Source organism: Gardnerella sp. C0684A1 (assembly GCF_055326835.1).
On record NZ_JBLTSX010000001.1, the window covers coordinates 118796 to 139678 of the forward strand.

Consider the following 20883-nt stretch of genomic DNA (forward strand, 5'->3'; position numbering starts at 1 on the left):
ATGCTTTCAGGCTTACTTCGTTTTTACAGAGCACACTCGAGCCACAATCCTGCCGATAATATTCAGCAAAAGAACGATAATAATCAACGTTAATGCCGCGGCCCACGCGCGTTCCATTGGGATTGACGTTACGCAAGAAGCAGGAGCATTAGCTGGGCAATTTGCCGAAAGTTTTGAATATTCCTGATAAACATAAACCGGCAAAGTCGTCATCTGACCGTCAAAAAGATTGAAATTAGTAGACGAAATGAAACCTGCAGCCATAAGCAGAGGAGCAGTTTCACCAATAACGCGAGCAACTGCCAAAATACAGCCGGAAACTATACCAGGTAAAGCAGTTCGTAAAACTATTTTCGTAATCATACGCTGCTTAGTTACGCCTAAAGCTAAAGCAGCTTCTCTTAAATCGTTAGGAACAATTTTTAGCATTTCTTGCGAAGATTTCACAACAGTTGGCAACATTAGCAGCGAAAGAGCAACCGAACCTTCAAAACCATTAATAGTTCCAGGACCACAGATGATAGTAAAACTTGAGAATGCAAAAAGTCCGGCAACAATAGAAGGAATGCCGCTCATAACATCAACAAGAAGATTGATAATGCGCGCAATCCTACTTCCACGTGCATACTCTATAAGATAAACTGCGCACATAACGCCAACTGGAATTGAAATCAGCATAGAGCCAAAAGTGATCTCAAGAGTTCCAATAATAGCGTGCAAAATACCGCCGTAACCGCCGCTAACTGTAGCGTTTCCGCCGATTACGTACGTCATATTATGCGTCAAAAAATCAAAATTAAAACGCTTTAAACCATTAAAAATAGTAGTTAGAAGCAGAGAAACTAAAGGTATAAGAGCAACAACAAACGAAAGGAAAATAAGCGCTCGCATAAGCATATCCTTACGTTTTCGTGCAGCAATCGAGGATCGCGTTGGTCGGAATTTATTAAAATCAATTACTGGAGCAGTTTTTGCATTTGCAGTAGTTTTTGAGGTTTCTGTATCTACAGTATTAGCGAGTTGGTGATTTTGATTTAGCATCACGCACCAACCTTATCTGTAATTTTGCGTGCAATCAGGTTCACTGCAAAGGAAATTACAAAGAGTACTAATCCGGTAGCTATAAGCGCACTAACGCCTAAACCATTCGCTTCAGGATACTGTGCGGCAATATTCGCAGCAATAGTTTGATTTTGTGAAGCCTGCAAAATATTAAATTTGAAAGTAAAACCAGGAGAAAGAATCATCAAAACTGCCATTGTTTCTCCAAGCGCACGTCCTAAACCAAGCATAGAAGCAGAAACTATTCCAGATTTCGCGAATGGAAGGACAGCAAGCTTAATCATCTCCCATTTTGTAGCTCCGAGAGCCAAAGCGCCTTCTTGCTGCAATCGCGGAGTTTGCTGGAAAATATCCCTAGCAATAGAAGTAATAATTGGCAAAATCATAATTGCTAATACAAGACTCACAGATGCAGAAGATCTAGAAGGCATAGCTACAGGTCCGGCAAAAATAGGTATCCATCCAAAAACTCTAGAAACCCATTCCCAAAGAGGATATACAGCTGGCACAAGTACAAGACCACCCCATAAGCCGTATATTACAGAAGGAATTGCTGCGAGCAAATCAACTACACCACTTAGCAATGGAACTATTTTTTTCGGAGCATAATGAGATATAAACAGCGCAATACCAATAGCTACAAAAAACGCAACAGCGAGCGCCAAGGCAGATATAAGTACAGTTCCAAACACGAGTGGAATAACGTACTCCCAAAAATCATGTGCTTTTCCGCCTGTAAAGTCGGAAAATACTTTGCTTACTTGATCTTTGTTTCCGCCAATAAGTGGCCATGCGCGAAACAGCAGAAATACTGCTACTGCTGTTAGTACTAGCAGAATTATCATTCCGCAGGCTGCGGCAGCGTTTTTGAAAACGCGATCCGCTACATGCCCTCTAACTTTAGTAGGCTGTGTGCCTGCAGCTACTGCTGTTCGCTTGCTGGGACTCACTCATGCTCCTTTGATACGTATTTTTATGTTATCAAATTACAGGTATTGCGCTGATTTATATCTATTCTATTTACTTAGTTTTTATTGCACTAATAGATTTTTTAATTTCATTAATCATATCGTACGGAAGAGGAGCAGTTCCTGCAGCGTTGGAAGCCGCGCCCTGACCTTCTCCACTTACAACGTAACTAAGCCATGACTTTACAAAATTTGCTGTTGCAGCATCTTTATACGCTGGGCAAACAATATCGTACGAAACTAGCACAATAGGATACGCGCCTTTAATTTGCGTTGCGTGATTTATTTTGACTACCACGCGGTGATTTGACTTTTCTGTAGCAGCTGAATCTATTTCAGAATCTTCTAAAGTTTTTGTGCCGCCTTTTGCGGAAATCTCATTGTATGAGTCTCCAACTTTTACGGCAACCGTACCTAACTTGCCAACCTGCGAGAAATCAGCATAGCCTATAGCGCCATCTGCCATGCGAATAGTAGAAACAACGCCTGAAGTGCCTTTAGCGCCTTGGCCAACACTATTTGGCCAATTCTCTGAAAGATCATACTTCCAATCTTCTGGAGACACATCTTTCAGATAGCTAAGGAAGTTCTGTGTAGTGCCTGATTTATCTGAACGGTGCACGACTGTAATCAAAGTATCTGGAAGTTTTAATTTAGGATTTTGTTTCTTTATAGCGTCGTCGTTCCAGCGCGTAATCTTTCCGTCGAAGATTTTCGCAATCGTGGAAGCGTCCATGTTGATGTGTTGGCCAGCATCCGATACGCCTTTAAGGTTGAAAACAACAGCTATTGGTGAAACGTAAACTGGTACATCAAAAGCAGATGTGTTGTTTGCGCATACTTTTTTAGACTGTGAAATTTCGTCATCGCTTAAAGATTTATCTGATCCGGCCCATGCTGTTGCGCCTGTTAGGAAGGTTGTAATTCCAGCTCCGGAACCGGTAGGATTATATGCGATTTTTGCGCCGCTATTTTTTGTTTGGAATCCTGCTATCCATGCTTCTACTGCAACCTGCTGAGAGGATGCGCCGGAACCTTGGAAATTGCCAGAAATACGCGCGCCTGAAGCGCTAGAAGAATCGTGCGATGCGCCTGCTGGAGTATTATCTCCGCAAGCAGCCATACTTGCGCACAAAGAAACCGCAGTGATAACCGCGGCGGTAATACGAATATTATGATTATTTGCATTAGACATTATTTTATTTTTACGCATATTCTTCTTTCCTTTCGTGAAGAATTGCCTTGCGCCCCACCACACTTTCGCGTTCCTATAGCCGTATTTGCGAATTGGGCGCATTTTCTTAATTAATCCCTATCTTTTTTTATTAACGCAATCATCATAAATAGGTGGGTTAAACCTCACCGGCAAAAATAAAGCGGGTACCAAAAATGGCGGTATTTGGCGCTATGTTTGACGCGACTTAAGCAAAATGAAGGTCGGCGACCACATCAGCGTGTCGAAATGTCACAAATTATGCCGAAAATATTACAAATTTCGCACAATATTAATTGTCATTTTTGCAGCAGTGTCGGCATATTCTGAAATGTCAAATGTGTGGAAAGTTTCGTATTCAGTATCAGCATTATCGCTCATAGCGCGAACTACCAGCGCTGGAATATCGTTTCGTGCAGCTACGTGCAAAACTGCTGCACCTTCCATCTCTACCGCATCTGCATGAGTTTGTTCAATTACTTCCGCAACTTTTTCAGGAGTATCTACAAAATAGCCTCCAGATGCGATAGTTCCTTCAATATGCGCAATGCCCATTTTATTAAGAGCTTCGCTTGCTACTTTTAGCAAATTTTCATCGGAATGAAACTCATTCGTAAACGGCTTCCACTGACCGATTAAACGCATATCTGTATCTAAATATCTTAAAGTTTTACCTAACACTATATCGTTAATATGTAGATTTTTGTTAAGATTTCCTGCAATACCAGAGAAAATTACAGCTTGCGGATTGTATTTGTCAATTAAATACTGTACTGTTGCGGCCGCGTTCACCAAGCCCATGCCACCAACTGTTGCAGCAACTTCGATTTTGTTACCATTTACCGAGTCAAGAGTTCCACAGGATACGTCAAGACTTGCAGACTTATCGTGAGTCACGTTTTCAAGCGCGCTAGCAATATGTGCAACTTCTTCTTCCATAGCGCCAATAATGGCAACTCGTGAAATTTCTGACATTACTATCATCCCCTTTAATTATTAATTATTAATTATTAATTATTAATTATTAATTATTAATTATTAATTATTAATTATTATCTAATTACTTTTCGCATATTTTTCGGATACTTTTTAATTTGATATAAATAAATTTTCCGAAGTTTGCATAAAGTTACGAAAGTCACGTGAATTACGTAAATTTCGCTAATTACGTTAAATACAATTACGTCTCGCAGCTACAGATTTAGCTAAAGTTTTTAGCAAATCGGCAGTATCTTCCCAAGAAATGCATCGATCCGTAATCGACTTTCCGTACTCAAGCTCGCTAAGAGGAGCAGGATCTTGATTGCCGCCTTGCAAAAAGCTTTCCATCATTACGCCAGTTATATCACTTTCGCCAGAAGCGATACGATCTGCAATTTCCCTAACAACTTGTGCCTGGCGGAACTCATTTTTACCTGAATTTCCGTGTGAGCAGTCAACTACAACACCATTAGATGCCATACAGTTAGTTCCAAGATGTAAACGTACTGAAGCTACAGCAGCAGCAACAGAATCTGCATCATAATTTGGGCCGCTGCTTGAACCGCGGAGTACCACGTGACAGTCAGGATTTCCAAGAGTTTGAACTGCGCACGCACGTCCAAGATGGTCAATTCCAAAGAAAGTATGATGCTGGCTTGCGGCCAAACAACCGTTTACTGCGGCAGTAACAGAACCGTCAGTCGCGTTTTTAAAACCGACTGGCATAGAAAGACCGCTAGCAAGCTGACGATGAATCTGAGACTCAGTATTACGCGCGCCAATTGCTCCCCAGCTAACAGCATCCGCAATAAACTGTGGGCTAGTAGGCTCCAAAAACTCGGTTGCAGCAGCCAAGCCAGTATCTAGCACACCAAGAAGTGTGCGACGAGCGAGAAGTAAACCTTTGTGAATATCATGAGTGCCATCAATATCAGGATCGTTAATCAATCCCTTCCAACCAACTGTTGTGCGTGGTTTTTCAAAATACACGCGCATAACAATCAAAAGCTCACCTTCGAGTTTTTTGCGAAGTTCTGAGAGCCGAGAGGCGTAATCTAAAGCAGCTTTCGGATCGTGCACAGAACAAGGACCTACGATTACTAAAAGGCGATCATCTTCGCCGTTTAAGCAACTGCGTATTTCATCGCGAGACTCAGCAACAATATCCTGCGCATACGGCGACAACGGCAACTCGCCAAGCACCTGAGCAGGAGTTGGAAGTGGCTCAAGCTCAAGCACGCGGCGGTTGATAATGCGATCTACACCAACCTGGTCTTCCCAGCGCTGGAACTTCGCAGAGTTAAGAGGGTTGCGCCCCTCCTCAACCTCCTTCTTTACCGCGCGAGAAGTACGCTGCTCAGCCGTAGAAGACATTTGTTCACCATCCTATAAAACAAACCGCGCACCGCCGCGCTTGCGTTGGAAGTATAACCTAACTTGGTGTGGTCCGTTTGTGCCATTTGGCGGCACAAACGACCGAACTCGCGCAGAGAATCCACCCAACTTAATGTGGCCGGTGTTCTCGTCTTAAGATAAAGACGAGAACACCGCCGCGCTCACGCGAAAAGCACACCGTGCTTTTCGCGTGAGCGCGGCGCACTCGCTTAGGCTAATTTCCCTGTGAAATTAGCCTAAGCGAGTGCGCCCATTGGGTCCCACGCCGGCAAAACAATTGCTGGTTCTTCCAGTGCTTTCTTATATTCCTCTGGCAAAAGCGCCTTAGGTACCGCCACCTCGTACACGTACTCAGTGAACCAATCATCGCTCATCGTAAAGTAACCCTTGTCCGCAATATCCGCGCCCCAAGAGTTCTCTACGCGCCAACGGCGAGTAGTAGTACCATCTTCAGCAACATCTACACCAGCAAAAGCCATTGCATGGTTCATAGCGGAATCAGCAAAACGTACACGCTCTTCCTTATTTAAGTTAAAATCAACGCCGTAAACGCGACCATACTCAAACAAATCAGTAGCCCAAGCGCCGTTCTCACGATCCATCATAGGATGGCAATCAGCTCCAAACCATACAGGAATACCCTGCTCAACAAGAACCTTACGCACGCAATCCTTCATAAACTGATTTGGTACGTTCAGATATTCGGTAGCGTCACCTCCAGCAACATTACCCAAGTGCTCAATAGCAATCTTCTTGCCCTTTGGGTGCTCTGCTCGAGGATCATCCACTAAGCAAACATAATCTTCTAAACCAGCTGTAACGTACTTTTTCCAAAACTCAACTGGAGTAATTTCGCCATCGCGATGGAACTTTCCGTCCTTATCAGTCCACTCCCAGTCGAAACTCTTTGGAGGTTCGCCCAAGTGAATAGTCAAAATCCTGTGGCCTGCAGCAGTGGTATCAGCAATAATTTCGTCAATTTCAGCGGCGTTAGTGTACATATGCGCTACAGCAGTATGTAAAAGAGCGCGAAGCTGAGTATTCATGTCTCCAGTATCCTTAGATGAGGCGGTTTCTGGGAACAAATCTTTTGGCACAGCACCATACTTTTTGTAAACGTTCATTGCCATAGTCCACTGGCCGCCATCGCCCATAACGTCTTTCAGGAGATGCTGCACAAGACGAGAATCCGAAGGTTCTCCTGCACGTACGAGAGCAGCAACATCCTTCAAAAAGTAGTTCACGCGTTCAATCTTGTCATAGTACATTGCGTAGTTTTGTGAAAACTCAAATTCCTTCAAACCAAGCGATTTTTTAGCAACAAAGCGAGCAACGTTCAATGAGCTAAACAGCCAGCAACGTCCAGAATGATCCTGATGTGTGGCATCGCCATTATCTACAATCGTTGAAAAACGACGCTGTAAAAGTCGAGCACGATCATAGTTGCGAGCAACTTTATCAATGCCAGCAGCAGTTACGCCGTTCATTGCTAGACGATTTAATGGATTAGCTTCAAAATCTTCACGTAAGCCTTGCAATGCTTCTGGAGTTAAAGCAGAAATTTCAGCCACTATACTACCTTTCCTAATTTTAGCCTTATAACTTCAACTATCTTAATAAACCTATTTAACTATTCGAATTTAGTTAAGATATTTTAGTTGCAAAATTTATCTTTTATTATTTCCTTTGCCGGATGCTTCTTCTGCTAGTGCTTTCTGCACTTCGCGTTGAGCTTTTTTAGCATCGTTTTCGCTCATTTCTGATGCGTTAGCGCCGCTTTCAGAATTATCAGCATATGAATCTTCATCACTACCATCAGAGACGGAACTAGATCCAGCTTCCTGCTGTGCTGCGTCACCGAAGTCAAATCCAGAGAATGCGTTTGCGAACAAAGATCTTAATTCGGTTACTCGTTGCGTAATAGTTGCTTCGCGATGCTGTAATTGGCTTAATCGTGCTGTCATTCCGTCTAATTCTTGTTGAGCTGCAGCTCGACGCTCTTCTACCTGTGCCGTAGCATCTTGCATTGCTTTTCGCACAATCTTTGCAGCTTGTTCGTCGGCATTCTTGTGTGTTTGTTCAGCATAATCATCAGCATCTTGATGAATAGTTTTTGCTCGAGCTACTAATGCGTCAGCTTCTTCTTGTGCAGCTGCTTCGCGCTCTTTAAGACCAGATAGAAGTGCGTTTACTTTCTTGGTTGCTTCTTCCTGCTGTGCAGCTATATCTGCTCGAATCTGCTCAACTTCTGCACTAACTTGGCTTAATGTTCGAGTGCGTTCAACTTGCGCTTCGTCGGCTATTTCCTGCGCTTTTGCTGCTGCAGCATCTGTTATTTCTCCAGCTTTGCGCTGTGCATCTGCCATCATCTTAGATGCGTGCTCTCGCATGTCGGCGAGCTTCTTATTTGCTTCTCCTAATGCTGATTCGATCTGATCATTAGTTTCTGCTTTTGCGCGTGCGATTTCTTCGTTCGCTGCTGAACGCTGTTCTGCAATTTTTTGTGCTGCTTCTGATTTAAGCTCTGCGATTCCTCGCTCTTGTTCTGCTTTCTCAGATGCCATGCGCTTTGTATGTTCTTCGTGAGCATTATTTAGAGCCAGTGTTGCAGCATCTTTTTGTGCTGCAATATCTTTTGCAGTTGTGTCGCGCAAGCGTTTTGAATCTTCTTGCGCTGCTTGCATCATTTGTTGCGATTGTTTTGTGGCACTTGAAAGCATTGTATCTGCTTTTGTTTGTGCTTCTTGTAGTAGATGCTCTGCATCAAGTTTTGCGTTGTTTAGCAGCGTTCCTGCTTGTGCTTGTGCGCTCTTTTTGATTGATGCTGCATCTTGTTTTGCTCGTTCTAGCAACTGCGCGCTGGTTTGTTCAGCAGATGCCAGAAGCTGTTGTGCGTTCGCGCCGAGGGATGCGAATGTGTTGCCACTTTTTGCACGTTTTACATTGTTCTTTTCTTCTTGTAATTGTGCTTGTAATTGTAGAATTGATTCGTCGCTGGAACGCACTTGTTCGCGCAAACGTGATATTGTACGCTCGTAATTTGCAAAGGCTTCATTTACCTTGTCTTTGTCGTACCCACGCAGCGCGGTTGGGAATAACTCCGTTACCATAATTTTCCTTTCAGACCCCCGCACAGCATGTAGCCGCCGCCGTGCACTTATTATCAGCAACAACGCTATCACTTGCACGCGTTAAACACTCTCAGCGGTTGTAAGTTTTCGCGAAGCTTACACAAAAAAGTAGATATAAGTCAATTTATTGTTGTTACCTTTTTGTTGAAGATAATGAAGGTATTAAAAATGATGTGCAAATCGAATGCAAAAAGCCAGAATCATATTATTGACTCTGGCTTTTGTTTTTAATTTATTAATTACTACTTAGTCACTTAATTACTTGCGTTTAATTTGCACCGCGAGGCTTACGCGTGTGCGTGCGAATTAAGTAAGCTTGACTGTCAACTAGAGGACGGCCTTCCTTATCGCGAGAATGCAGCGTGTATGTGCCATCGCCATCCATCCACCACGAGACAGTAGAATCAGCCATTTGCAAATCAATGTACTGAATCAACGCTTCAATCTGATCTGGCGAACTTATGCGAACCAAAGTTTCAACGCGGCGATCAAGATTACGGTGCATCAAATCAGCCGAGCCAATCCACACTTCTGGACCGCTTGCAGGACCGTCACCAATCTGCGGGCCGCAAGAATTAGCAAACGCATAAATGCGGCTGTGCTCAAGGAATCGGCCAAGAATAGAACGAACGCGAATATTCTCACTCAATCCTTCAATACCAGGCTTAAGCGAGCAAATTCCACGCTCAACAATATCGATTTTCACGCCAGCTTGAGATGCGCGATACAATGCGTCAATAGTCTGCTCGTCGACGACAGAATTAACCTTAATCTTAATCCACGCTTCCTTACCAGCAAGAGCTGCAGCTTCCTCACGACGAATGCGAGCAATAATGCCAGTTCGAACTGTGCGAGGAGCTACAAGCAGACGATGGAAACTAGACTTTGGAGCGTAACCAGAAAGCTGATTAAACAGGCGAGTCAAATCTTGACCGACTACAGGATCGCAAGTAAGCAAACCCAAATCCGTGTAAAGACGAGCAGTCTTAGGATTGTAATTACCCGTGCCAACGTGGCAGTAGCGGCGTAATCCTTCTGCTTCCTGACGAACCACAAGAGAAAGCTTGCAGTGAGTCTTTAAACCAACAATGCCGTACACAACGTGAACGCCTGCGCGCTCGAGTTTACGAGCCCAAGCAATATTTGCGTCCTCGTCAAATCGTGCCTTAATCTCAACCAACGCAAGTACCTGCTTGCCAGCGTGAGCTGCGTCAACAAGAGCGTCAATAATTGGCGAATTGCTAGACGTGCGATACAAAGTTTGCTTAATTGCAAGCACTTTTGGATCTGCAGCGGCTTGAGCGAGGAAAGCTTGTACAGAAGTAGAGAACGAATCGTAAGGATGATGAAGCAAAATATCATGCTCACGAATCGAAGCGAAAATATCCTGCGCGTGGCTAGTCTCAACTTCCGCAATTTGACGGTTAGTAGTAGGAATAAACGGACGATACTTCAAATCTGGGCGATCGAGCGCCTGTAATTCAAATAGTACAGTCATATCAAGTGGAGAAGGCAAACGGTAGACTTCCTCAGGACTTACGCGCAACTGATTAGCAAGAAGCTGCGATAAGAATGGGCTAGCTTCGTCGGAAATTTCCAAACGAATTGGCGGTCCAAAACGACGACGAAGAAGTTCCTTTTCCATAGCGTTCAGAAGATTCTCTGCATCGTCTTCCTCAACGTCAATATCTTCGTTACGTGTAACGCGGAATGAGCGCGCTTCTTTAATAATCATGCCTGGGAAAAGCGATTCCAAGTGTGCTGCAATCAACTTTTCCATAGTAATGAATCCGTAACGCTCTTCGCGACCTTCCTCATCAGTTAAATCGTCGACTGGTACAAGACGATTCAAATTATCTGGAATTTTTACGCGAGCAAAATGAGATTTTCCGGAATTTGGATTTTCGACGATAACAGCCAAGTTAATGGACTTTCCGGAAATATACGGGAACGGGTGTGCAGGATCTACTGCAAGAGGAGTAAGAACTGGAAATACTTGCTTTTTATAGTAATCAGACAAACGTTCTTTTTCTGATTCTGTAAGCTTATCCCAGCTGAGCAAAACAATACGCTGTTTTGCAAGCTCAGGAAGAATATGGTCGATTACGTAATGTGCGTGTTCGTCTTGGCGACGATGCGTAACTTCGCTGATAGCTCGCAACTGTTGACGTGGACTTAATCCGCTTGCTGCAGTTACTGCTATGCCGGAATCAATTCGGCGCTTTAAACCTGCAACTCGAACCATAAAGAATTCGTCGAGATTTGACGCAAAAATAGCTGCAAAATTAGCGCGTTCGAGAAGTGGTAAATCAGTATTCTGAGCCAGCTCAAGCACGCGTCGATTGAACTTCAACCAGCTTAATTCACGGTCGAAGAAACGATCTTTTGGCAACGGTAGCTCACCCTCACGAGCTTCACGTTTTTCTGCCTTTTCGTCTTCGGCGATATGCTCTGCAATTTGACCACGCAGAATCGCCTTTGAGGGAGCGTCAAAAATCTGTACCATAATCCGTAATTGTATGCGTTAGAAGGGATGTATGCGAATGAGTGTCGCCTTTGCGTAGTGTTTTTCTGATCGCAAAATCAGTCTGCGACACGCCGATGATTATTGCATATGAACGTAAGTGCACAATACGGTGGCTGTATGTTCACAAAACAGTGCAAGTTACGTGATTTTTTGCGTGCGATTGAACAGTATTGACAATATGTGAACAAAGGCTATTTTGAGCTTTACTATTAAGCAAAAAGCAGAGATAATAAAAGTACAAAAACAAAAAAGAGTTAGCGGTAACCCACAAAAGTGTATGGATATGAAATCCGTGGACGTTGGACGGAATACTTAAGACTTTAACCGTTGCAACGAGGATGTTGTGCAGATGAAACCGCTGAAGTTGTTTTTGTAGACAAGAGGCTCGCCAAAGTGACGAGCCTCTTTTGATATGGGTGGTGATTTTACTGCTAGTGCAGACTGTCGCGCTCATAGTGGAAACTATCAAAGAATAATCGTTGGAATTCATTTTCTTAGCTTCTTTGAAAATGAGAATATATTGTGTTCCATGCTGTGCTAAGCGCAATTGCGAGTTGTTGAACGATTGTTAAGCGACGAGTCGTTAAATTTTGGCGAGTGATTACGTGTGCGGAGTTTGAAACAGGTAAGAAGGATCGAAGGACCATGCAATATTCGTTTATGACGAAGTTGGCTGCAGAATTTATTGGCACTGCTATTCTTATGATTTTTGGAAACGGTGCTGTAGCAAACGTTGAATTAAAAAATACTAAAGGACACCATGCCGGATGGCTCAACATTGCAATGGGTTATGGTTTTGGCGTAATGTTCCCGGTGCTAATGTTCGGCGGGATTTCAGGTGCGCATATCAATCCTGCTATGACGATTGCGCAAGCTGCAAATGGAATGTTTGAGTGGCAAAACGTTGCGCCTTATATTGCAGCTCAGCTTTTGGGTGCGTTGGTTGGTCAGCTTATTGTGTACGTAACTTATTTGCCGCATTACAACGAAACTGAGGAGCCGGGAGCTATTCTTGGCACTTTCTGCACTACTGATGCATATAACAACAAGCTTAACTACTTCCTTAACGAATTCTTCGGCACGCTCGTGCTTGTTCTAGCCGCACTTTGCTGCATTGAGTCTCCATGGAGTAAGGGGAATTTGGCTGGTGCTTCAATCGTCGTCGGCTTCGTGGTTTGGGGTTTGGTGACTTCTATGGGTGGTCCAACTGGTCCTGCTTTGAATCCTGCTCGAGATCTTATGCCGCGTTTGCTTCACGCAATTTTGCCAATCCCACACAAGGGATCTTCTCGTTGGGGTGAAGCGTGGATTCCAGTTGTTGCTCCTACAGCTGGAGCAATCCTGGGCGTTCTTATGTATAAGGTCTTGTTTGTATAAAACATTTGCTTTTGATTGCAATTGATTTCGATTGATTGCGATTGTAAGAAGCGCGTAATGCTAGTATGAATGCGTTGCGCGCTTTTTATTTTGCAAGTTTATGCTTATTAAGAAGGGTATTAGGAAAGATATCAGGAAAGATATTAAGAAAGATATTAAGAAAGACGAAATCATGTTTTCTAAGTCAACTATTGCAATTGGTCGTTTTGCGCCGACTCCATCCGGACGCATGCATATTGGAAACATGGTTGCTATGCTTGCGGCTTGGCTTTCCGCAAAATCACAAGGCGGCCAAATGCTTTTGCGCTTGGAAGATCTTGATATTGCGCGAATGCCGAAAGATGCCAGCGCGCGAGTTATTGAAGATTTGAAGTGGGCCGGCCTTGATTGGGTAGGAGAGCCGACTTATCAGCATGAGCGCACGGCAATCTACAAAGAAGCTCTTGAATCACTAGAATTTTTGAAAGATAGTGACGGAAATTCGTTAATCTACCCTTGTTTTTGCTCGCGTTCCGATATTCGCGCAATCGCAGCTCCGCAAGAAGGCGATGGTTTTATACGCTACCCAGGTACGTGCAGAAATCTTCGTAAAAACGCGGAAGGTTTGGCACAAATCGAAAAGCGTTTGCAAAATAATCAGCAACACTCTTTGCGACTTGCGGTACCGTCGGCTGATTCGCCGCAAGCAAATGTGAGTTTTGAAGACGCGATTTTTGGTGTGCAATCTTTTAATATTGATCGCGATTTGGGGGACATGGTGATTCGCCGCGCGGATGGCGTTTTTTCTTATCAACTTGCGGTTGTTGTTGACGACGTGCTTTCGGGAGTAAATGATATTGTGCGCGGCCGTGATTTGTTGCGCTCTGCTGCGCTTCAAATTTGGATTGGTGAATTGCTTGAAAAATCTGGATTTTTTGCGGCTCACGGTACGCATTACGTGCGTCCGCAATTTGCGCACTTGCCGCTGATTGACAACGCTCAAGGCGAGCGACTTGCAAAAAGTAAGCATTCACTAGACGTTGGTGCACTTCGAGAATCTGGCTGGAGCGCCGAGCGCATGATTGGCTACTGTATGTATCTTTTGGGATACAGAAAGCCTGGGCAAAATAAGCCGGTAGATATGAGTGCTGCCGATGCGCTCGCGTTATTTAAAAGCTTTGACACGCCGTGGGATTCTGTTCGCGCAAACCTAGACGACAAATCCGTGCCCTTCCTCGACTAAACTATGTAGTTAGGTTTGATAGATTGGGGCAATAAATGGCATATATGACGCAAAAAGATTTAGCGAATACTGAGGTCGATTGTATTCGCGCGCGTCAAATTGCCGACGGTGTACACAACGTACAAGACGCTATTGCTCAAGCCGAATCGCATTACGGACGCAAAGCTGGATCTGTTACGTTACTAGCTGCAACAAAAACGCGAGATGTTGGCGAAATTATGGCAGCGCTTCGTGCTGGAGTGCGAGTAATTGGGGAAAATCGCCCGCAAGAAATTGTTGCGAAAGCTGAAATTTTACGCGCGCAAGCAGCTCGCGAGAATTTAAGTATAGGAATAAACGGCGAAATTCCGCTCTACTTAATCGGCCAGCTGCAGAGCAATAAAATAAACAAAGTCTTGCCACTTGCGAATGGAATTCAGTCAGTCGATAGTATTGAGCTTGCGCAAAAAATATCTACTCGTGCGCAAAATTTGGGACTTTGCGTAGACATTATGCTGGAAGTGAACGTTTCTGGAGAAGCTACAAAATCGGGGTGTGAACCAGAACGCGCGATTGACGAAGCACTCGCTATATCTAGTCTGCCAGCGCTTAATTTGCGCGGATTTATGACGCTTGGAGCGCGAGTAGACGATGAAAAGATAGTAAGAAGCGGTTTTGCAGCATTGCGAGAAATTAGAGATTCTGTAAGTAAACAACTCGTGCAAGACTCTGCAAAATTAGAGCTTTCGATGGGAATGTCTGGCGATTTGTCGTGGGCGATTGCCGAAGGTTCGACGATGGTTCGAATCGGTTCGGCAATCTTTGGCCCGCGCGCATTTGTGTAGTCTTAAGTTAAATCGATGATTTTAGTTACGCATGCACAATCACATTGCGCAGCGAACCGATGCCATCTACGTGTACGATAGCCTCGTCGCCGCCGCGTAAAGTTCCAGCTGGGTATGGGGTTCCTGTCAAAATCACATCTCCTGGAAGAAGTGTCGAGAAGCTTGAAATTGCAGCAATTTGTTCAGGAATACTGTGAATAAGTCGATCTGTAGTGCCGTCAGCTTCCGGAACATTTTCGCCATTAAGAGTAAACGAAATATGTGCATCGCGCCAATTTAGCTCGGTTGTAATCCAAGGTCCAAGTGGGCAAGAAGTGTCGAAACCCTTTGCGCGCGTCCACATTGGGTCGCTTCCTGCGCAATCTCGTAAAGTTACGTCGTTTACGCACGTAAAACCAAATACGTAATTCATTGCGGTATCTGCAGTTACATTTTTGGCGATTTTGCCAATGACGACTGCCACTTCTGGCTCAAAATTCATGTCGTTTGAGAAAGCAGGAATTACAATCGGATCGTCTGGGCCAATTACAGAAGTGCTCGGCTTTGTAAAAATCACCATATCTGCAGCAGTATGCGAAGATGCCGCAGGAGAAGTAGCGCGCTCGTCGTCAGAACGCGTATCGTAATTTTTTGCCAATCCGTAAACTTTTGAAGGAATTACAGGCACAAGCAAGCGAACGCCATCCGCATCCAACGCGTAACGTTTACCAGTTGGCTTAACTCCTTGCGGGCTTAAAGGATGCCCTTCAAGCGCTACTAAATAATCTTTACCGTCGGTTTCGTCTTTTTGAACGAAAGCGTATTGCGGAACTTCATTATACGAAAAACGTGCAATTCTCATGTTTTTAAGATTACGACATATTTGCTACTTAATTAAACCTTGTTTACTACTTAACCGAACTTTGCTGGCTGCTTAATTAAATTATTTGCGTAAATTATTTGCGATTAAAAATTCTTGAAAACAAAACTTGAGTCTAGTACACTCAAGTTTTAGGAATAAAGTTATAGAAAATCTGTTATACGTATCAGATACATGAAAGTGAAAGCTCGTTAGAACTCGAAAGTATTGTCAAAAAGCTTGAAATTGCAGTGAAAGTTGCAGTGAAAGTTGCAGCGATTTGACTTAACTGAAATGTGTTTTAGAGCTTTCGTGGAAGTGAGGTAGATATGGAACAAAAGTTTACAACCTTAGCGCAAGATGCATTAAGTGATGCTGTGCAAAGTGCAGCGGCAGCTGGCAATGCGCAAGTTGACACTTTGCATTTGGCGGATGCTTTACTTCGCCAAGAGCAGGGCGTCGTTCGCGCGCTTATTGCGCAGGCTGGTGCAGATGCGCAACAAATTGGTGCTGAAATTCGTAATGCATTAGTGGCATTGCCTTCATCTACTGGCTCAACTACAACTAAGCCAGACGCAAGCCGTCAGCTTTTGGCTGCGCTAAGCCAGGCAGAAAAAGAAATGCGCACAATGGCAGATGAATACGTTTCTACAGAGCACATGCTTGTTGGCATGGTTGCAAGTGCGCCAAACGCTGTTGCGGATATTTTCAAAAAGCACAACGTTTCCGCAGACGCGTTGCGCAAGGCTGTGCCAACTGTACGTGGAGGGGCGAAAGTTACAAGTCCAGACGCGGAAGGCAACTACAAAGCGCTTGAAAAGTATTCTGTTGATATGACTGCGCGCGCTCGCGAAGGAAAGCTCGACCCAGTAATTGGACGAGACCAGGAGATTCGTCGTGTAATTCAGATTCTTTCTCGACGCACGAAGAATAATCCTGTGCTAATTGGCGAGCCGGGCGTTGGTAAAACGGCAGTTGTGGAAGGCTTGGCTCAGCGAATTGTTGCCGGAGATGTGCCTACGACTTTGCAGAACAAGCGTCTTATCAGTCTCGACTTGGCTTCGATGGTTGCAGGTTCGAAGTATCGCGGTGAGTTTGAGGAACGCTTAAAGGCAGTGTTGAAGGAAATTCAGCAATCAGACGGTCAAATTATTACGTTTATTGATGAGATTCACACTGTTGTTGGCGCAGGCTCTGCAGAAGGTTCAATGGATGCTGGCAATATGCTTAAGCCAATGCTTGCGCGCGGTGAGCTGCGTTTGGTTGGCGCAACTACGCTTAACGAGTATCGCGAGCATATTGAAAAGGATTCGGCGCTTGAGCGCAGATTCCAGCAAGTGTTCGTTGGTGAGCCTTCTGTTGAAGACACAGTGACGATTTTGCGCGGACTTAAGCAACGTTACGAAGCACACCACAAGGTGACTATTAGTGACGATGCAATCGTAGCCGCAGCAACGCTTTCAAACCGCTATATTACTGGCAGACAGCTTCCAGATAAGGCGATTGATTTGGTTGATGAAGCGGCAGCTCACTTGCGCATGGAGCTTGATTCACAGCCAGAAGAGATCGACGAATTGCAGCGCAAAGTTACGCGTCTTGAAATGGAAGAAATGCAATTAAAGAAGGCGGAAGATGCTGCTGCTAAAGAACGCTTAGAAAAGTTGCAGGAAGAATTGGCAAACTCGCGCGAAAAGCTTACTGGATTGAAAGCGCGTTGGGATGCAGAAAAGGCCGGTCACAACAAAGTCGGTGATTTGCGCGCGCAACTCGACGCTAAGCGAGTAGAAGCCGACAAATTCACGCGCGAAGGCAACTTGGAACAAGCAAGCCGTATTTTGTATGGCGAAATCCCAAGCATTCAAAAAGCTTTGGAAGAAGCGGAGTCCGAGGCTGCTAATGCTAAGAGTGAAGCGAAAGAGCCGATGGTTCCAGACCAGGTTGACGCTGATTCTATTGCAGGCGTTGTTAGTGAATGGACGGGCATTCCTGTTGGTCGCTTGATGCAAGGCGAAAACGAGAAGCTGCTCAACATGGAAAAGGAGCTTTCTAAGCGCGTTGTTGGTCAAAGCGAAGCAATTCAGGCTATAGCGGATGCTGTGCGCAGAAGCCGTGCTGGAATTGCAGACCCTAATCGTCCGACTGGTTCGTTCCTATTCTTGGGTCCTACTGGCGTTGGTAAGACGGAGCTTGCGAAGGCTCTTGCCGACTTCTTGTTTGACGACGAGCGTGCAATGGTTCGCATTGATATGAGTGAGTACATGGAAAAGGCTTCTGTTTCGCGTCTTATCGGTGCTGCTCCTGGTTACATTGGCTACGAGGAAGGCGGCCAGCTTACTGAAGCTGTGCGTAGACGTCCGTATTCTGTAGTGCTTTTTGATGAAGTTGAGAAGGCACATCCAGAAGTATTTGACGTTTTGTTGCAGGTTTTGGACGATGGTCGTTTGACTGACGGTCAGGGTAGAACGGTTGATTTTACGAATACGATTTTGATTATGACATCAAACTTGGGTTCGCAGTTCCTTGTGAAAGAGGGCTTGGACGATGCTGCTAAACGCAAGGCTGTTATGAACGCTGTTCACGCTGAGTTTAAGCCAGAGTTCATTAACCGTTTGGATGAGCTTGTTATGTTCCATCCGCTTACTCGTGAAGAGCTTGGTGGAATTGTGGATATTCAAGTTCGTCAAGTGGCTGCACGCTTGAGCGATCGCCGAATCAGCTTGTACGTGAGTGACTCTGCTCGCGCTTGGCTTGCGGAGCATGGCTATGATCCAGTTTATGGTGCTCGTCCGTTGCGTAGATTGGTTCAAACGGAAATTGGCGATCAACTTGCGCGATTGCTGCTTTCTGGAAAGGTGCATGATGGCGCTCGCGTGGTTGCGGATTGTGAGAATACTAGCGACCATGTGACTCTCAAGATTGCTTAGTGCCTGCATTCTTCAATGTAGTCAAATAATGTAGTCAAATAAAACAAAGCGTGCTGTTTATTGGATTATTTTCCATTAGACAGCGCGCTATTTTTGTATTAGATAATGCACGTGTTTAATTATGTTTTAAAAGTCAACTCAATAGTGTTTAATAGAACGTATGTTCGATAATATTGTGATGTTTGTTTTAATGGTGGTTGCTGTTGTAATAACCGCCATTGTTGTGCTGGCTATTGTTAAGCACAACTCTGGAACGCAAGGCGTTAATGGCGTAAACCAGCGCGAATTTAACGAATTGCGCTCGCAGTATGAACAAGCGCGCGCTCAAGCGCAAGAAAATGGCAATCAGGCTATACGATATCGCACACAAGCAGAGCAGCTCGCTGAGCGATTGAAATTTGTTGAGACGGAGCTGTTAAAAGCGCAGCAAGCGGAACAATTAAGAGTGAATCGTGAAGAGCAATTGCGCTCAGAGAGAGAAGAACGCGAACGATTAAATCGTGAAAAAACTTTGAAAGAGCAAGGTAAAGTCTTGGAAGCGCTTGCTCCGGTAAAAGACAATCTCGAAGCATTGAAGAATAAAGTTTCGCAAATTGAAGAAGGGCGTAAGCAAGAAATGGGTGTGCTGAGCACTCAGCTTAAAGGCTTAAGCGAGCAGCAAACAAGGCTTGACCGCGAAACAAGTTCGCTTTCTGCAGCATTGCGAAATAATAAGGTTCGCGGAGCTTGGGGTGAAGCTCAACTAAAGAATATTGTTGAATCTGCAGGTTTGCTTGAGCATGTTGATTTTGATACGCAAGTTGTTGTAACGGGAGTAAATGGCGAACAGCAGAGACCGGATATGGTTGTGCATCTGCCAGGAGGCAAAACAATTCCAGTTGATGCAAAAGTTCCGTATGCGGATTATCAGCGCGCTTGCGAAATACCAGATAATGCAAGTGACGAAGAATTAGCTAGAAGAAGTGAGCTTCTAAAAGCGCATGCTAAGGCTTTGCGAGAACACGTTAGAGTATTGGGAGCTAAAGCGTATTGGCAGGCTTTTGAAACAGCACCAGATTTTGTAGTTGCATTTATTCCAAACGAAGCGTTGCTTCAGGCAGCTCTTGAAGCGGATCCAACGCTTATTGATGATGCTTTTGCGCAAAAAGTAGCACTCACTTCTCCAGTTACTTTGTGGGCTGTGCTTAAGTCTGTTGCGTACGCATGGCAGCAGCAAAGTCTTACAGATGACGCAAAAGAACTTTTCGATTTATCTAGAGAATTGTACGATCGCTTTGCGGTTCTTGGAGAAAATGCTTCAAAACTTGGCGTATCTTTGGCAAGAACGGTTGCAGCTTACAATAAGTTTGCTTCTTCGCTTGAGTCGCGAGTGTTGGTAACAGCGCGTAAACTTCAGAAGTTAGATCAAAGTAAAGTTATTGCTTCAATAGATCTTATAGATTCTGATAAAGCTGATGTTAAAGAGCTGAGTGCTCCGGAAGTATCAGTGGAAGATCGTTAAGCATAAAAACATTAAAGCATCAAAAATTGAAGAACTTTAAACGTTAAGGAGCGCAACAATGGCAGAATTGCAAGAAGAACGTGCTGAGCTTGAACGCATGCTTTGTGCAGATATGAGTGCGAAACCATTTAGCGAACTGTTTTCTGTTACTTTTAATCAGCGCGGCTCTAAGCTGGTTGGTGACGTTCTTTTTGATGCGATTGAACGAGCTGGGTATTCGTTAGAGCGCGATGTTGATGCTGTTGGTGCGTTAACTGCTGCTGCAGTGCCGATGGTTTTTGCGCTTATTCATGCTGCAGAACGTAAAGGAATTGCACTTGACGGATTTGTTATGGATTTTGTTTTTCCTGCAACAAAAGGTCCGTCAGTTAAAGGCAAGCGAGTATTGTTGCTTGACTCTTGGCTTTCTGAAAAGTCGTATGTTCAAACTTCTTCGCTTGTGACTTTACGACACGGCAATGAATTAAGTCTTGATTTTGGTATTGTTAAGCAGCAAGGAGCGCAAATTCTTGCTATAGTTGCATTAATTGGTGGTGTTGACGCCGACGAACAAGGCATGAGGCATCTTCAATTAGTAAATCCAATAAGTGAGGAGCATACTAAAATGGCATTTGTTCAAGCTTTCGATGAAGAAAAATTACGTGCAGATGCAGATCACGAAGATTGCTGCAACGATCATTGCTGTGGCGGTCATTGTGAGGTTAAATGCACTGGTGATTGCAAACATGACGGCTGCACTGAGCCTTGCTGCGAAGATAACTGCTGCGGTGGTCGTTGCAAAGTAGAGTGCACGGGTGATTGTGCTCATGACGGTTGCACTGAGCCATGCTGTGAGGATGATTGCTGTGGCGGTCATTGCAAGTCAGGTTGCACAGGTGATTGCGCAACTGACGGCTGCCAAGATTAGTTTGCCCAGATTA

General features: G+C 44.5%; 15 protein-coding genes. 6 read left to right on the forward strand and 9 right to left on the reverse strand.

Translation table 11 applies throughout. From position 1 onward, the window contains the following. Window positions 1-12 precede the first annotated feature (12 nt). From pstA to ACNEUN_RS00515, 8 genes are all read right to left on the reverse strand, one after another. Window positions 13-1041 (reverse strand): phosphate ABC transporter permease PstA, encoded by a 1029-nt coding sequence (gene pstA, locus ACNEUN_RS00480; protein ID WP_463630116.1) that lies wholly within the window; start codon window positions 1039-1041, stop codon window positions 13-15. Then, on the reverse strand, window positions 1041-2012 hold the full coding sequence (gene pstC, locus ACNEUN_RS00485) for a phosphate ABC transporter permease subunit PstC (RefSeq protein ID WP_463630118.1): 972 nt from the start codon (window positions 2010-2012) through the stop codon (window positions 1041-1043). Before pstC ends, pstA begins: the two co-directional genes overlap by 1 nt. 70 nt (window positions 2013-2082) lie before the next feature. Then, a complete protein-coding gene (gene pstS, locus ACNEUN_RS00490; RefSeq protein ID WP_463630120.1) occupies window positions 2083-3327 on the reverse strand; it encodes a phosphate ABC transporter substrate-binding protein PstS in 1245 nt (414 codons plus the stop codon). A 189-nt stretch (window positions 3328-3516) separates the two neighbouring features. After that, entirely contained in the window at window positions 3517-4218 is a 702-nt protein-coding gene (gene mtnN, locus ACNEUN_RS00495; protein ID WP_427875949.1) for a 5'-methylthioadenosine/S-adenosylhomocysteine nucleosidase, read from the reverse strand. Window positions 4219-4413: 195 nt separating this feature from the next. Next, window positions 4414-5598 carry a 3-deoxy-7-phosphoheptulonate synthase gene (locus ACNEUN_RS00500; RefSeq protein ID WP_463630122.1) on the reverse strand — a complete coding sequence of 395 codons (1185 nt, stop codon included), beginning with the start codon at window positions 5596-5598 and terminating at the stop codon, window positions 4414-4416. A 257-nt stretch (window positions 5599-5855) separates the two neighbouring features. After that, entirely contained in the window at window positions 5856-7190 is a 1335-nt protein-coding gene (locus tag ACNEUN_RS00505; RefSeq protein ID WP_463630124.1) for a C1 family peptidase, read from the reverse strand. Window positions 7191-7286: 96 nt separating this feature from the next. Further along, entirely contained in the window at window positions 7287-8729 is a 1443-nt protein-coding gene (locus tag ACNEUN_RS00510) for a cell division protein (protein WP_463630126.1), read from the reverse strand. 289 nt (window positions 8730-9018) lie between these two features. After that, on the reverse strand, window positions 9019-11256 hold the full coding sequence (locus ACNEUN_RS00515; protein WP_427875945.1) for an RNA degradosome polyphosphate kinase: 2238 nt from the start codon (window positions 11254-11256) through the stop codon (window positions 9019-9021). Between the two features lie 666 nt (window positions 11257-11922). Between ACNEUN_RS00515 and ACNEUN_RS00520 the strand changes: the two genes are divergently transcribed. The 3 genes from ACNEUN_RS00520 to ACNEUN_RS00530 all read left to right on the forward strand — a co-directional run bounded on the left by ACNEUN_RS00520 (window position 11923) and on the right by ACNEUN_RS00530 (window position 14700). Continuing rightward, window positions 11923-12654, forward strand: a complete 732-nt coding sequence (locus ACNEUN_RS00520) for an MIP/aquaporin family protein (RefSeq protein WP_463630128.1) — start codon at window positions 11923-11925, stop codon at window positions 12652-12654. A 172-nt stretch (window positions 12655-12826) separates the two neighbouring features. Next, a complete protein-coding gene (locus ACNEUN_RS00525) occupies window positions 12827-13876 on the forward strand; it encodes a glutamyl-Q tRNA(Asp) synthetase (RefSeq protein WP_463630394.1) in 1050 nt (349 codons plus the stop codon). A 35-nt stretch (window positions 13877-13911) separates the two neighbouring features. Continuing rightward, window positions 13912-14700 (forward strand): YggS family pyridoxal phosphate-dependent enzyme, encoded by a 789-nt coding sequence (locus ACNEUN_RS00530; protein WP_463630130.1) that lies wholly within the window; start codon window positions 13912-13914, stop codon window positions 14698-14700. A gap of 25 nt (window positions 14701-14725) precedes the next feature. Here the strand turns inward: ACNEUN_RS00530 and ACNEUN_RS00535 are convergent, their stop codons facing one another. Beyond that, window positions 14726-15541, reverse strand: coding sequence for a fumarylacetoacetate hydrolase family protein (locus tag ACNEUN_RS00535; RefSeq protein ID WP_463630132.1), 816 nt, complete (start codon window positions 15539-15541; stop codon window positions 14726-14728). A gap of 326 nt (window positions 15542-15867) precedes the next feature. Between ACNEUN_RS00535 and clpB the strand changes: the two genes are divergently transcribed. The 3 genes from clpB (at window position 15868) to ACNEUN_RS00550 (ending at window position 20870) form a co-directional block, all read left to right on the forward strand. Next, complete coding sequence (gene clpB, locus ACNEUN_RS00540; RefSeq protein ID WP_463630134.1) at window positions 15868-18462, forward strand: ATP-dependent chaperone ClpB; 2595 nt, start codon at window positions 15868-15870, stop codon at window positions 18460-18462. A 160-nt stretch (window positions 18463-18622) separates the two neighbouring features. Further along, window positions 18623-19963, forward strand: a complete 1341-nt coding sequence (locus tag ACNEUN_RS00545; RefSeq protein WP_463630136.1) for a DNA recombination protein RmuC — start codon at window positions 18623-18625, stop codon at window positions 19961-19963. A gap of 58 nt (window positions 19964-20021) precedes the next feature. Further along, window positions 20022-20870 (forward strand): hypothetical protein, encoded by an 849-nt coding sequence (locus tag ACNEUN_RS00550; protein WP_463630138.1) that lies wholly within the window; start codon window positions 20022-20024, stop codon window positions 20868-20870. Window positions 20871-20883: the final 13 nt, after the last annotated feature.

What these genes read in the sequence shown, in the direction of transcription:
- ACNEUN_RS00545 (WP_463630136.1), top strand. Translation starts at nt 18,623, where the DNA reads ATGTTCGATAATATTGTGATGTTTGTTTTAATGGTGGTTGCTGTTGTA.
- clpB (WP_463630134.1), top strand. Translation starts at nt 15,868, where the DNA reads ATGGAACAAAAGTTTACAACCTTAGCGCAAGATGCATTAAGTGATGCT.
- mtnN (WP_427875949.1), bottom strand. Translation starts at nt 4,218, where the DNA reads ATGTCAGAAATTTCACGAGTTGCCATTATTGGCGCTATGGAAGAAGAA.
- ACNEUN_RS00535 (WP_463630132.1), bottom strand. Translation starts at nt 15,541, where the DNA reads ATGAGAATTGCACGTTTTTCGTATAATGAAGTTCCGCAATACGCTTTC.
- ACNEUN_RS00530 (WP_463630130.1), top strand. Translation starts at nt 13,912, where the DNA reads ATGGCATATATGACGCAAAAAGATTTAGCGAATACTGAGGTCGATTGT.
- ACNEUN_RS00500 (WP_463630122.1), bottom strand. Translation starts at nt 5,598, where the DNA reads ATGTCTTCTACGGCTGAGCAGCGTACTTCTCGCGCGGTAAAGAAGGAG.
- ACNEUN_RS00550 (WP_463630138.1), top strand. Translation starts at nt 20,022, where the DNA reads ATGGCAGAATTGCAAGAAGAACGTGCTGAGCTTGAACGCATGCTTTGT.
- ACNEUN_RS00510 (WP_463630126.1), bottom strand. Translation starts at nt 8,729, where the DNA reads ATGGTAACGGAGTTATTCCCAACCGCGCTGCGTGGGTACGACAAAGAC.
- ACNEUN_RS00520 (WP_463630128.1), top strand. Translation starts at nt 11,923, where the DNA reads ATGCAATATTCGTTTATGACGAAGTTGGCTGCAGAATTTATTGGCACT.
- ACNEUN_RS00515 (WP_427875945.1), bottom strand. Translation starts at nt 11,256, where the DNA reads ATGGTACAGATTTTTGACGCTCCCTCAAAGGCGATTCTGCGTGGTCAA.
- pstS (WP_463630120.1), bottom strand. Translation starts at nt 3,327, where the DNA reads ATGCGCCCAATTCGCAAATACGGCTATAGGAACGCGAAAGTGTGGTGG.
- ACNEUN_RS00525 (WP_463630394.1), top strand. Translation starts at nt 12,827, where the DNA reads ATGTTTTCTAAGTCAACTATTGCAATTGGTCGTTTTGCGCCGACTCCA.
- pstA (WP_463630116.1), bottom strand. Translation starts at nt 1,041, where the DNA reads ATGCTAAATCAAAATCACCAACTCGCTAATACTGTAGATACAGAAACC.